The sequence below is a fragment of the Pseudarthrobacter enclensis genome (genome assembly GCF_030811655.1).
Taxonomy (GTDB): domain Bacteria; phylum Actinomycetota; class Actinomycetes; order Actinomycetales; family Micrococcaceae; genus Arthrobacter; species Arthrobacter enclensis_A.
Window position 1 is genome coordinate 17,367 of record NZ_JAUSRE010000012.1, and the last position, 12,404, is coordinate 29,770.

At 67.4% G+C, this 12,404-nt stretch carries 13 protein-coding genes, 1 pseudogene and 1 riboswitch; of the genes and pseudogenes, 2 read left to right on the forward strand and 12 right to left on the reverse strand.

Annotated elements, in window-relative coordinates; all coding sequences use genetic code 11:
* Both J2X98_RS12455 and J2X98_RS12460 read right to left on the reverse strand, forming a co-directional pair.
* On the reverse strand, window positions 1-1,020 hold the full coding sequence (locus J2X98_RS12455) for a zinc-dependent alcohol dehydrogenase family protein (protein WP_307308538.1): 1,020 nt from the start codon (window positions 1,018-1,020) through the stop codon (window positions 1-3).
* A gap of 20 nt (window positions 1,021-1,040) precedes the next feature.
* Entirely contained in the window at window positions 1,041-1,511 is a 471-nt protein-coding gene (locus J2X98_RS12460; protein WP_307308541.1) for a pyridoxamine 5'-phosphate oxidase family protein, read from the reverse strand.
* 184 nt (window positions 1,512-1,695) lie between these two features.
* Here J2X98_RS12460 and J2X98_RS12465 point away from each other — a divergent pair.
* Window positions 1,696-2,750, forward strand: a pseudogene (locus J2X98_RS12465) (zinc-dependent alcohol dehydrogenase family protein).
* Window positions 2,751-2,769: 19 nt separating this feature from the next.
* On the opposite strand, the gene J2X98_RS12470 reads toward J2X98_RS12465, so the two are convergent.
* Entirely contained in the window at window positions 2,770-3,237 is a 468-nt protein-coding gene (locus J2X98_RS12470; RefSeq protein ID WP_141942188.1) for a pyridoxamine 5'-phosphate oxidase family protein, read from the reverse strand.
* A gap of 216 nt (window positions 3,238-3,453) precedes the next feature.
* On the opposite strand from J2X98_RS12470, the gene J2X98_RS12475 reads away from it, so the two are divergent.
* Window positions 3,454-4,437: a S1C family serine protease gene (locus J2X98_RS12475; RefSeq protein ID WP_307308547.1), complete on the forward strand. Its 984-nt coding sequence runs from the start codon at window positions 3,454-3,456 to the stop codon at window positions 4,435-4,437.
* A 43-nt stretch (window positions 4,438-4,480) separates the two neighbouring features.
* Here the strand turns inward: J2X98_RS12475 and J2X98_RS12480 are convergent, their stop codons facing one another.
* From J2X98_RS12480 to aroA, 9 genes are all read right to left on the reverse strand, one after another.
* Window positions 4,481-4,858 carry a hypothetical protein gene (locus J2X98_RS12480; RefSeq protein WP_307308550.1) on the reverse strand — a complete coding sequence of 126 codons (378 nt, stop codon included), beginning with the start codon at window positions 4,856-4,858 and terminating at the stop codon, window positions 4,481-4,483.
* A gap of 54 nt (window positions 4,859-4,912) precedes the next feature.
* Entirely contained in the window at window positions 4,913-5,311 is a 399-nt protein-coding gene (locus J2X98_RS12485) for a fluoride efflux transporter FluC (protein WP_307308553.1), read from the reverse strand.
* Complete coding sequence (locus J2X98_RS12490; protein WP_307308764.1) at window positions 5,308-5,712, reverse strand: fluoride efflux transporter FluC; 405 nt, start codon at window positions 5,710-5,712, stop codon at window positions 5,308-5,310. The genes J2X98_RS12485 and J2X98_RS12490 overlap by 4 nt, the downstream gene beginning before the upstream one ends.
* A gap of 7 nt (window positions 5,713-5,719) precedes the next feature.
* Window positions 5,720-6,433 carry a metal-dependent transcriptional regulator gene (locus J2X98_RS12495; protein ID WP_307308556.1) on the reverse strand — a complete coding sequence of 238 codons (714 nt, stop codon included), beginning with the start codon at window positions 6,431-6,433 and terminating at the stop codon, window positions 5,720-5,722.
* A 49-nt stretch (window positions 6,434-6,482) separates the two neighbouring features.
* Complete coding sequence (locus tag J2X98_RS12500) at window positions 6,483-7,241, reverse strand: class I SAM-dependent methyltransferase (RefSeq protein WP_307308559.1); 759 nt, start codon at window positions 7,239-7,241, stop codon at window positions 6,483-6,485.
* 93 nt (window positions 7,242-7,334) lie between these two features.
* On the reverse strand, window positions 7,335-8,753 hold the full coding sequence (locus J2X98_RS12505) for an aminotransferase class V-fold PLP-dependent enzyme (protein WP_307308562.1): 1,419 nt from the start codon (window positions 8,751-8,753) through the stop codon (window positions 7,335-7,337).
* A gap of 37 nt (window positions 8,754-8,790) precedes the next feature.
* Window positions 8,791-8,904, reverse strand: a riboswitch (SAM riboswitch).
* A 152-nt stretch (window positions 8,905-9,056) separates the two neighbouring features.
* Window positions 9,057-9,869 (reverse strand): histidinol-phosphatase, encoded by an 813-nt coding sequence (gene hisN / locus J2X98_RS12510; RefSeq protein WP_141942175.1) that lies wholly within the window; start codon window positions 9,867-9,869, stop codon window positions 9,057-9,059.
* Between the two features lie 44 nt (window positions 9,870-9,913).
* Window positions 9,914-11,029 (reverse strand): ribosome small subunit-dependent GTPase A, encoded by a 1,116-nt coding sequence (gene rsgA, locus J2X98_RS12515; RefSeq protein WP_141942173.1) that lies wholly within the window; start codon window positions 11,027-11,029, stop codon window positions 9,914-9,916.
* On the reverse strand, window positions 11,013-12,401 hold the full coding sequence (gene aroA, locus J2X98_RS12520; RefSeq protein WP_307308570.1) for a 3-phosphoshikimate 1-carboxyvinyltransferase: 1,389 nt from the start codon (window positions 12,399-12,401) through the stop codon (window positions 11,013-11,015). Before aroA ends, rsgA begins: the two co-directional genes overlap by 17 nt.
* Window positions 12,402-12,404 lie beyond the last annotated feature (3 nt).

The following is a 12,404-nucleotide window of genomic DNA, read 5'->3' on the forward strand; positions in this document are numbered from 1 at the left end:
TCAGCTTGGCGCCTGCTCCGGCCGGACCCGGAGTACGGCCGAGCCCGTCACCCTGTCCGCAGCCAGGTCTTCCAGCGCCCTGTCCGCGGCATCGAACGGGTAGGTGATGGTGGTGAGGGCCAGGGAGAGCCTGGCGGCCAACGCCAGGAACTCTTCCCCATCAGCCCGGGTATTGGCCGTCACGCTCATTACCTGGCGTTCGAAAAAGAGCTCCCTGCCGTAGTCCAGGGCAGGAATCGCAGTCAGGTGGATCCCGGCGATGGCCAGGGTTCCACCCCGGTCCAGGGCGCGCAGTGCGACGGGAACAAGGTCACCCGCCGGGGCAAAGAGGATGGCGGAGTCGAGCGGTACCGGCGGGTTGTCCCCGGCGCCCCCCGCGTACTCCGCTCCCAGCTCCAGCGCGAGCTTCCGCGCACTTTCGGAGCGGGTCATGACGAACACCGAGGCACCCTGCCTGATGGCCAGTTGGGCAGTGATGTGCGCGGAGCTGCCAAACCCGTAGATTCCCAGGCGTCCGCCCACGGGCAGGGCAGCGCGCTTCAGGGCGCGGTAGCCGATGATGCCCGAACACAGCAACGGCGCCGCCTGTTCGTCGGTGAACACGGCCGGCACCGGGTAGGCGAAATCCTCCGCAACTGTCATGTGCTCGGCATAGCCGCCGTCCCGGTCCCAGCCGGTGAAAACGGGTGACGAGCACAGGTTCTCATCGCCGCGGCGGCAGTAGCGGCACCTGCCGCAGGCTGCGCCCAGCCAGGCCACGCCCACCCTGTCACCCGGCTTGAAGCGGGAACAGTCCGTCCCGGTTCCAATAACGACGCCGACGGCCTCGTGCCCGGGTACAACGCGCCAATGGTGCGGGGCCAGGTCGCCCTCCGCCAGATGAAGGTCCGTGCGGCACACGCCGCAGACGCTTACTTCCACCAAGAGCTCATGGGCGCCTGGGCGGGGAGTGGCACGGCTTCCCTGGACCAACGGATGGGTGGACATGGGGCCGGGCTCATCCACCCACCATGCGCGCACAGCGCCTCCAGTCCACAGGCCTATTCGAAGCCGGCGCGGGTTGCGTCGTCCAGCGGGGTTTGCCACAAAAGCGGTGCGCTCATCGTGAAGCGCCTCCCCGTTACGGATTCCGGCGTGATGCGGAGAAAGTGCTCCTGCCCCACACCCTGCCAGGGAAACAGCGCCCGGCGGATGTCATCCAGGTCAGCGCCGGTGGGCGTTGTCTCAGCGGCCTTGCCCTTGACCACAACGCTCCAGGCAAGGCCGAACTGGGAACTGACGGCATCAGCTTCCAGGGCAACCGTGGCGTCTGACTGGATGGCCTGTTGCTTGGTGCCGCCGCCGGTGCGGAAAACCAGCGAACGGCCCTCCACCTTGTAGTTCACGGGGAAGACGTCGGGATGGCCGTCAGCAATGACAGCCAGCCTGCCCACCCCTGTTTGGGAAAGGAGCATCCAACACTCTTCTTCGTCGAGGATTTCCGGCACCGGTATGTTCGTCTTGTCAGTCATGTCGACAGCGTAGGCAACTCTTCTGCCGCCGGTAAGGGCATTAAGGCCCGCCTGTGCGGGAGGACCTATGGCCCTTGGTGCCCGGCAGGGCCAATGGGACGCTGGGGGAGATCTCCCGGGCATCATCGATCGGCGCCCGCCCGCAGGCCATGCACGGCCGCCCCTCACAGTAAGGAAGTTCCGCATGAAAGCACTCGTCTATGGTGGGCCCGGCGAAAAGTCGTGGACCGAAGTCCCGGCCCCCGGATCCAGCAGCCCGGTGACGTGATCGTCAGGGTTGATACGACCACCATCTGCGGCACCGATCTGCACATCCTGAAAGGCGACGTGCCCGCCGTAGAAAAAGGACGGATCCTTGGCCACGAGGGAGTGGGAACTGTCGTTGAAACCGGATCCTCCGTGACCGGGCTGAAGGTCAATGACCGCGTGATCATTTCCTGCATCAAATCCTGCGGCCACTGTGCCAACTGCAAGGCCGGCCTCTACTCACACTGCCTCGGGGGCGAGGGCCAGGAAGGTACGGGATGGATATTCGGCCACCTGATCGACGGCACCCAGGCGGAGTATGTCCGTGTGCCCTACGCAGAGAACTCGCTGCACCTGCTGCCCTCCGGCGTCACGGATGAGCAGGGCGTGATGCTCTCGGACATCCTTGCCACCGGGTTCGAAATCGGTGTCCAGTATGGCCGCGTCAAGCCCGGCGACGCCGTCGCGGTGGTTGGCGCCGGGCCGGTGGGACTGGCTGCGATCACCACGGCGGGACTGTACGGCGCGGCCACCGTGGTGGCCATCGACGTGGACGCCAACCGCCTCGGGAAGGCAAAGGAGTTCGGCGCTACCGACACCGTCCTGTCCGGCAGCGTCGACTGGAAGGAACAGGTCCTGGCCCTGACGGACGGCCACGGGGTGGATGTCGCCATCGAAGCTGTGGGCGTGCCGGCCACCTTCGCCATGTGCACAGACATCGTCCGCCCCGGCGGATCCGTGGCGAACGTCGGGGTGCACGGAAAGCCTGTGGAACTGCACCTGGAAGACCTGTGGATCCAAAACATCACCATCAGCATGGGCCTGGTGAACACCAACACCGCGCCCATGCTGCTCAAGCTGGTGGCCCAGGGCCGGATCAGGGCAGAAAAATTCGCGACGCACCGGTTTGGCTTCGACCAGTTCCTCGACGCCTATGACACGTTTTCCCGTGCTTCCGAAACCAAAGCCCTCAAGGTGATCCTCACGGCGTAAGGGGTACGGGCGGCCCCGCCTAGTCCAGCCAATCGGCGGAAAAATCCACGGGCGGCCACCACCGCACCCGCGACCTCACCGCGAATCTGCGCCCGCTGATCTCCGTGGGGGTGATGGCCACCAAGTGGTCCTTGATGCCCGGCTCCCACGGTTCACGGTCAGCGTCGTCTTCAGGCAGGGCCATCCGGGCTTCATCAAAGGGTTCCGGCACGCCCTTGGCTACCACGCTCCAAACCTCCGTGGCGTAGGGGTTGAGCCCATCCACTTCGAGGGCTGCCATCGCACCGCTGAGCAGGGCACGAAGCTTGGTGCCCTGTCCCGTACGGAACACCAGGGTTCCTCCGGCCACCGAGAAATTCACTGGAAAGATCTCCGGAATATCACCGTTGATGACCGCCAGCCGTCCGATGTACGAGGACTTGAGGTACTTCCAGCATTCATCAGCGCGCAGAATTTCCGTATGAGACCCTGCAGGTGAATCAGTCATGGTACCGATCCTAGAGCCTGGAGAGCCGCCGCGCACGGGTGAAGAACGATCCAGCGGTGGACCAGGGTGCCGTTCACCCACGGCGTAGCAGAACCGGGACTTGAAACAGCGCGCGCATGCGTTGTTCCACTAAAGGCCCGCGATGGCCGGGGCCGGAACAAAATCACGCTGAGGCCGGCCCCACGGGGTGGATGGAACGGACGCCGGAGGTGCGTCATGGAACAGGCGCGGAACGCCGGGACAGCGGAAGACGACGAGGTCCTGGACTCCTATTCGAAAACAGTCATGCACGTCGCCGCAGCCGTCACGCCCCACGTGGCAGCCATCGAGATGACCGCAACGCGCCGCAACGGACGCGTCAGGGTGGGTGCAGGCTCTGCCGTGCTTTTCACGGAGGATGGCTACCTGCTCACCAATTCGCACGTGGTTGCCGGTACCGTGCACGGTTTTGCGGTTTTCGGCGATGGCACCAGGATGGAGCTGGAACTGGTGGGCGCCGACCCGCTGTCCGACCTTGCGGTGGTTCACGGCTCCCGGCCCAGGCTCCGGCCTGCGGAGTTCGGCGCGGCCGAGTCCCTCCGCGTGGGACAGTTGGTGGTCGCGGTGGGAAATCCGCTGGGACTGGCGGGGTCGGTGACCGCAGGTGTGGTCAGCGGCCTGGGCAGGGCCATTCCGGTCTGGTCGGGCGGCAACAGGCGTGTCATCGAGGACGTCATCCAGACAGACGCGGCATTGAACCCAGGCAACTCCGGCGGAGCGCTCGCGGACAGCCACGCCAGGATCGTCGGCATCAACACCGCTGTGGCAGGGGCGGGTTTGGGGCTGGCCATCCCGATTAACGCCACCACCCGCCGGATCATCTCCGCCCTGCTCAAGGATGGCAGGGTGCGCCGCGCCTACCTGGGCCTCGTCAGCACGCCGATCCAGCTCAACCCCAGCTCCGTGATCCGCACCGGTCTGCGCCAGGGGCTTCGCATCGTGGAGGTTCTGCCGGGGTCGCCGGCGGACAAGGCCGGCCTGCTGGCCGGAGACATCATCGTCACGGCCGGAGGCAGCCCGGTCAGCAATGCTGAGAGTCTGCAGCGGCTGCTGTTCGCGGACGCCATTGGCCAGCCCCTTGACGTCGCAGTGCTCCGGGAGGGCAGTGAACTGCACCTCACCACCGTTCCCAACGAAATGACGGCGAACGGGACATCGTAAGCACGACGCCGGGCCGGCGCCCGGGGGCGAAGCGTTGGGAAAGCTAACGGCTGGCCTGGGGCGCTTCCACGTCTGCGATGCCCACGAAACGTGTCCCGACGCCGTCGTACTCGCTGCGGACGCAGCCCGTGCGTACGGGCGGAACCTCGGTCGGGGAGTGGTGCACACAGACTACGTACGTGAAGTCCGGCCACCACTTCTTGGGGCGCGCCGCTTCCTCGTACCCGCAGACCGCACATTCCAGATGGACCCATACGGGCCGCTTGCCCGTCCTGTTGGCACGCGATTGCACCAGCCAGGGTGGGGGATTGTCCAGGATGGCTCGCAGTTCTGCTTCCGACATCCACTTCGGCAGGCCGTGGCGCTGTGCCATTTCCAAGGGGACATCGAGGGTTATTGCTGCATCACGTCTGCTGATCATCACCTTCCACGATACGGGAGGCGGCCAAATCGCCGACTGCGGCCCGGTGGGGGCCTAACCAGCCAGCGCGATTCCTGCGGCCGCGGCGGCAAAGCCCAGGACCAGGTTGACCACCACGTTCAGCAGGGCGGAGCCGAAGCGTGCCTCGCTGACCAGGCGAATGGTGGCGGTGGTCCAGGAGCTGAACGTCGTGAGGCCTCCTGCGAGGCCGGTCGCCAGGCCCACCTGCCATTCGCTGCCAAGCCCCATCCCAGCGGTCAGGCCATGCGCCACGCCGATGACGAAGCACCCTGCCACATTAACCAGCAGCGTGGCCCACGGCCAGTGCAGCCTGGCGCTTCCATCCGTGCGGACGCTGCGGATGCTGCTGTGGTGGGCAAACCAGCTGTCGACGGCGAACCGCAGCAGCGCGCCCCCGACGCCGAAAATTCCCACCAGGACGGCCGCGGTCATCGCCGCCCGTCCTGGTTGCGTGAAACGAACCTGCCGGTCCGCCACCCGGCCCCGGCCGCCGCAAGGCCCAGGACCAAAGACAACCCCAGGTAGGTGATCCACACCGGGTGTGCCTGAGCGCGGGCCAACTGGCCGGAGGCAAGGATGACCGCGGAAAACGTGGTGAAGGAGCCCAGCAGGCCCGGCCCCAGCGCGGCGCGGAGCCAAAAAGCTGTATGCGGGCGGGCGATCCATATCGTAGTGAGTGCCGCCAGGACGAAACTGCCGCTGATGTTGATGGCCAGCGTGGCCCAGGGAACCGACCCCGGAGTATCAGGGAACGCCAGCCCCAGCCCGTACCGCAGTTCGCTGCCGATCAGCCCTCCGGCCGCGACGGCCAGCCACGCACTGCCCGTTGGCATCGCCACGTCAGCGGCCGCCCAGGACGCAGCCGGAATGCGGGGTGTCGCTGGACACCCACAACGCGGAGGCGATCTCATCGGCAAGGTCGAAGTCGCGGGACGCGCCGGCGCGGCCGATCCGCACCACCAGGGCGCCCCCGAAGGGCCGCCGTCCCACCACTTCGACGTCGGCGTCGAGGTCTATGTCCTGGGCGGCGAGGTACCGGAGCAGTTCGGGATTGTCATCGCTGATCCGCGTGATCCGCCCGCTGTGGCCCTCGTCCAGATCAGCGAGGAGGTGGGCCCGCGGCATCAGCACCTGGCCGTCGGCAGTGGGAATGGGGTCACCGTGCGGGTCCCGCTTGGGGTTTCCGAGCTTGGCGGCGACGCGTTCGATAAAGGTGTCCGATACAGCATGCTCCAGCTGTTCAGCCTCATCATGGACCTCGTCCCAGCTGTAACCGAGCCGCTGGACCAGGTAGGTCTCAATCAGCCGGTGGCGCCGGACCATGGACAGTGCCAGGCGGAGGCCGGGCTCGGTCAGCGTGACGGCGCTGTAGGGCTTGTGGTCAACCAGGCCCTGGTCCTTGAGCTTGCGGACCATCTCCGACACGGAGGAATTCGCCACACCCAGCCGCTGTGCCAGCTGGGAGGACGTGATGGGCTTGTCCTGCCATTCCGTGAATGAATAGATGACCTTGACGTAGTCCTCGATGGAGGAGGAGGGCGCGCTGGTCTTCACAGGCTCAAGCCTACCGGTTTGGCCGGGACGGCACTGTGTGGTGTGCCGGTTACGCCTTGACGGCGCGCCACGCCAGCGTGAGGTATGGAAGGTCAAGCTCCTGGCCCGGGGCGTAGGCGAGGTGTTCATGGAGGTACCAGTCCAGGTTGGACAGAACTTTGGCGCGCGTGGCCTCGCCGGCGCGGAGGTAGTAGCTGCGCGATTTGGTGAGTTCCATCAGGTCTGCCGTGGTTACCGTGTCCTGCCAGTGTGTTACATGCCCTTCGAGGCCCCGGAATTCGGGCCCGACGACGGGTTTGTGTCCCGGCCGGTAGACGTCGCCGGCGTGCATGATCCTGGAGAGCCGGTGCACCCACGGCACGGAGGTATCCAACTGGTTCCACACGAGGCCGAGGGTTCCGTGCGGGCGCAGGACGCGGGCGAGCTCCGTGCTTGCCGCCAGGGCATCACACCAGTGCCAGGCCTGGGCAACGGTGACGACGTCGAAGCTTGCGTCCGGCAGGCCAGTCGCCTCCGCAGTGCCGGTCACGGCGGTGGCGGCCCGGCAGTGGGCCTTCAATTGGGCGAGCATGTCTTCCGACGGGTCGACGGCGGTGACGTCCAGTCCCATCTCCAGCAGCAACGCGGTGAACTTTCCGGTTCCAGCGCCGACATCAAGGGCGTCGTGGGCTCCGGCGGGGACCAGCCAGCGTGCTGATTCCTCCGGGTAGCCGGGCCGCACCCGCTGGTAATGCCTGCCGCCGTCCTGGAAGCTTTGCCCCAGCTCCCGGCGCCGCCCGTGATCGAGCCTGGGGCCACCCCGAACCACGCGTGGCCTCCTTCTGACGCTGCCGATTGTGGATGTCTTTCGAATCTACCGCACGGAAGGCATCGCCGGCGTGGCGGAAGGAGGCAGCCCGCCCTAGTCGTCGATGCAGGGCGCGGCGCCGGCCGTCCCGGGGGTATTCGGGGCCCAGTGCGGGTAGGTGCGGGTGTCGTTTGCGGGCACCCAGCGGCCCGCGTCAACCACGTAGTCCCAGCCCAGGCCGTCGGCGCGCAGCGCCTGGATTCCCGCGAGGAGGCGTTCGGCGTCTTCCAGCCGCGAGCCGACGCCGAAGCTCGCCCGGAGGGAGCCGGACGGCAGCCCCAGCCGCTTCAGGAGGGGGTGGGCGCAGAAGCGCCCGTCGCGCAGGCCCACCCCGTGCTCCGCCGAGAGATAGGCGGCCACCAGGCCCGCGTCGTAGCCTTCGACGGAGAAGTTGACCACGCCGATGGTGTCCGTTTCCGGGTTGGTGTCCTTGAAGATCTGGTGGACCGTTACGCCGTCAATGCGCTGCAGGCCCTCAACCAGGAACGAGCGGATGGCGGCTTCGTGGGCATGCCAGCGGTCCTGGTCCAGCCCGGCGATCACCTGGGTGGCGCGGGCCAGGGTGGCGGCCCCGAGGACGTTCGGCGAGCCCCCCTCATGGCGGGCCGGTCCGGTGGCCCAGCTGACGCCGTCGAGCCTTGCTTCCTTGACTGCGCCGCCGCCGGCGAGGTGCGGGACGCCCGAGTCCAGCCAGTCCGGCCGCCCCACCAGGACGCCGGCCCCGAACGGCGCGTACAGCTTGTGGCCGGAGAAAGCGAGGTAGTCCACGTCGTCGGCGCTGATATCCACCCGCCGGTGCGGCGCCAGCTGGGCAGCGTCCACCACGATCCGGGCGCCGTGCTGGTGGGCCAGCGCGGCCAGGGCGCGGATGGGAAGGATCTCGCCGGTGACGTTGGATGCGCCGGTCACTGCCAGCAGGCTGACCCCGCCCTGCGCCAGTTCGGCACGCACAGACTCCAGCGTGCCGGTGATGGTGTCCGCGGCGACGATGCTGCGGTGCGGGACGGCCTGCCACGGCAGGAGGTTGGCGTGGTGTTCGATGTCCAGGTACAGGACGTCCCCGTCCGGACGTCCTCCAGTTGCGGGCAGGCAGCCAGCCAGCAGATTCAGCGAATCGGTGGTGTTGCGGGTGAAGATCACGGAATCGTCAGGGCGGCCGCCCACGAAGTCGCGGACAATGCTGCGGGCGTTCTCGTACACTGACGTGCTGATCTGGGACGCATACCCGGCCCCGCGGTGGACGCTGGCGTAGTAAGGCAGGATCTCGTTCAGGTAAGCCGAGACCACAGACAACGCGGGGGCTGACGCGCCGTAATCGAGGTTGGCGTAGCGTACGTGGCCGCCGGAAATCAGTGGTGCCTGGATTTCCGCTCCGGTGACGGCGGCGAGGGGCCGGCCGGCAGCGGCGCGGCGTTGATCGGCAGCGGCAGCCTGGGCGATAGCGGGCTGGGGGGAGACGGTGGCAGTTGTCACAGAGACCTCACTTGACTACAGGACTCCGGCACACAGGAATCCGCGCTTGCCGCATCCGCTCCGGACCGGCCTGGTCGTCACCCGGGGCACCCCACCGCGAATGGAGGGTTGCCGGCCAGCAAACCGGGGTTTTGCGCTGGCACTCGTGACCTGCATAAAAGCGTAGGACATGGGGCGCCCAGGATTGAAGCCAGGGCGATTGTTAAGGCGTTTGTTACGCGTGGGCGAATAAACGACGCCGGGCGCCCCCTTTTAGGGGCACCCGGCGTCGCAATATTCGCTGTAGCGGTAAAACCGCGGCTGTTAGAGCAGGTCGTCCAGGTATGGGTTCAGGCGGTGCAGCACTTCCGAGTGCAGGATCGAGTTGGTGGCCAACGCGTTACCGCCGAACGGGCCGTCTTCGCCCTCGAGGGACGTGAACCGGCCGCCGGCCTCCACCACAATGGGCACCAGGGCCGCCATGTCATACAGGTTCAGTTCCGGTTCACAGGCGATGTCCACGGAGCCTTCTGCCACCATGCAGTACGACCAGAAGTCGCCGTAGGCACGGGTCCGCCACACGTCCTCGGTGAGGCCCAGGAACTCGTCCAGGTTGCCGCGTTCCTTCCAGCCGCTGAGGCTGGAGTAGGAAAGGGACGCGTCGGAGAGCTTGGACACGTTGGAAACGCGGAGCCTGGTGGCGGCAGCCAGGGACCTGCCCATGTACGCACCCATGCCTTTGGCCGCCCACCAGCGTTTGCCCAGGGCCGGGGCGCTGACCACGCCCACAACGGGCTCGCCTTCGTCCACGAGTGCGATCAGGGTGGCCCAGACCGGCACGCCGCGGACGAAGTTCTTGGTTCCGTCGATGGGATCGATGATCCAGCGCCGCGAACCGTGCCCGGTGCTGCCGAACTCCTCGCCCAGGACGGCGTCGCGGGGGCGGGAACGCGAGAGCTGGCCGCGGATGGCTTCCTCGGCGGCCTTGTCCGCATCGGTGACCGGCGTCAGGTCCGGCTTGGTCTCAACGCGGAGGTCCAGGGCCTTGAAACGGCTCATGGTCTGGTCATCCACGGAGTCGGCCAGGACGTGGGCCAGGCGCAGGTCATCGTTGTAGCTCGAAGCGGGTTGGATCATGGTTCCAAACTACCGTCTGCCGACGCTTCTGCCGGGAGAACGCGTCAGTTGACGCTGCCGAGCTCCTTGGCGTCCTGCGCTTCCATCCGCGGGTCCGTACCCAGAAGGCGCCGCAGGGACGCCAGCCTGGCGGGACCGGTGGGCCCGGCGTGTCCATCCGCCACCCAGCCATCGAGCCCGCAGTCAACGGCGCTTGCCGTGTGTTTGCAGCCGCGCTCGCAGCTCTCGATCCCGGGGGAGAGGTCCGGGAAGGAGCGCAGGATGCGGTCAGGGTCAACGTGCGCCAGGCCGAAGGAGCGGATGCCCGGGGTGTCGATGATCCAGCTGCCCGGAGGCGCGTCGGACAGGCGCAGAGCCAGGGCGGAGGAGGACGTGTGCCTGCCGCGGCCGGTCACGGCATTCACCCCGCCGGTGGCACGCTCGGCACCGGTGAGCGCGTTCACCATGGTGGACTTGCCCACCCCGGAGTGCCCCAGCATCACGGTGACTTTGCCGTCGAGGTGCGCCCGGAGGTCTGCCACCGCAGTTATGTCCAGCCGGGCGGAGAGGCCGTCGTCGGACCGCGCGTCTATTCCCGAGGCCTGGGCATCGGCGGTGCGGCTGATGATCACGGGGAAGTCCAGATGGGTGTAGTTGGACAGCAGGTCCGCCGGATCCTTGACGTCGGCTTTGGTGACCAGCAGGATCGGCTCAATGCCGGCGTCATAGGCCGCCACCAGGGCGCGGTCGATGAACCCGGTGCGGGGCTCGGGGTTGGCTGCGGCCACCACGATCACCAACTGGTCCGCGTTGGCGACCACGGCCCGCTCCACGGGGTCGGTGTCATCTGCGCTGCGCCGCAGGAGCGTCTTCCGGTCCTGGATCTTCACCAGCCGGGCCAGGGTGTCAGGCGCCCCGGACACGTTTCCAACGAGCGATACGAAGTCGCCGGCAACCACCGGCGACCGGCGCAGCTCGCGCGCGCGGGCGGCGATGACTACACGCTCTTCCTTCGAGTCCTCATCCACCACAGCCGTGTACCGGCCCCGGTCCACGGTGATGATCCGGCCGGTGACGGCATCGTCATGGCTGGGCCGGTCCTTGGTACGTGGACGTGAGCCTTTCTTGTTTGGGCGGATGCGAACGTCTGATTCGTCCCAGGAATCAGTGCTCCGCGCCACTGCCACGCCCTTCCGGTCCCGGCTGTGCCGAAGACCCTTGGGACAGCATGGCTGCCCACAGCTCCGGGAAGTCGGGCATGGTCTTGGCGGTGGTGGCGATGTCCTCTACCTGCACGCCTGGCACAGCCAGGCCCAGGATGGCACCGGCAGTGGCCATGCGATGGTCTGCGTAGCTGTGGACGACGCCCGCGTGCAGCGCCGCGGGCCGGATTACCAGTCCGTCATTTGTTTCTTCGGCGTCGCCGCCGAGCCGGTTGATTTCCGTCACCAGGGCCGCGAGCCGGTCCGTCTCGTGTCCCCTCAGGTGTGCGATGCCGGTGAGCCGGGAGGGGCCGCTGGCCAGGGCGCACAGCGCTGCCACCGTGGGAGCGAGTTCACTGGTGTCGGCAAAAACGCCGCCCCTGATCTCCGGGCCGCCGGTGACGGTCAGGACGCCGTCGGCCAGGGAGACCTTGGCGCCCATCCTGGCGAGGATGCCGCGCCACAAATCTCCCACCTGCTGCGTTTCCGCGGGCCAGTTGGGGATCCGCACCGTACCTTTCGAGGCCAGGGCTGCGGCGAGGAAAGGGCCCGCGTTGGAAAGGTCCTGTTCGATCCGCTGATCGAAGGCGCGAATGGGTCCCGGCGCCACCACCCAGTGGTTGGGGACGGAGTCGTCCACTGACACCCCCACGCCCCGGAGGACGTCGACTGTCATGTTGATGTGGTCAAGGCTCGGCACCGGCTTTCCCACGTGTTCAAGGTGCAGGCCCTCGTCAAACCTTGCCCCCACCAGGAGAAGGGCCGAGACGAACTGGGAGGAGGCGCTGGCGTCGATCACCAGGTGGCCGCCGCGGACTGTGCCGGTCCCTTCCACCGCAAAGGGGAGCGACGACGGCGCGCTGCCGTCTTCCGCCGCCACGGCCACGCCCAACGCCTTGAGGGCCTCGATGATGGTCCCCATGGGACGCTTGCGTGCGTGCGGGTCGCCGTCGAACAGGCTGGCTCCGTTGCGCAGCGCCGCCAGCGGCGGGACAAACCGCATGACGGTGCCGGCAAGCCCGCAGTCGATCCTGGTCCGGGATGCTTCCGCTGCCGCGTGGAAGGGAAGCACCTCCAGGTCAGGCCCGAAAGCGCCGTCGCCGGGCACTTCGGTGATGGTGGCGCCCAGCTGCCGGAGCGCGTCGATCATCAGGGCGGAATCCCTGGAGTGCAGGGGCGCGCGCAGCCGGGACGGTCCGTCTGCAAGGGCTGCCAGGACCAGGTACCTGTTGGTCAGGGACTTTGATCCCGGCACCGTCACTGTGGCGTCGACGGGCCCGGCCGCGAAAGGCGCGTGCCAATGCTGGACAGGGGTTCCGGATTCGTCCCGGGCGGCAGCTGGTGCGGTCATTCG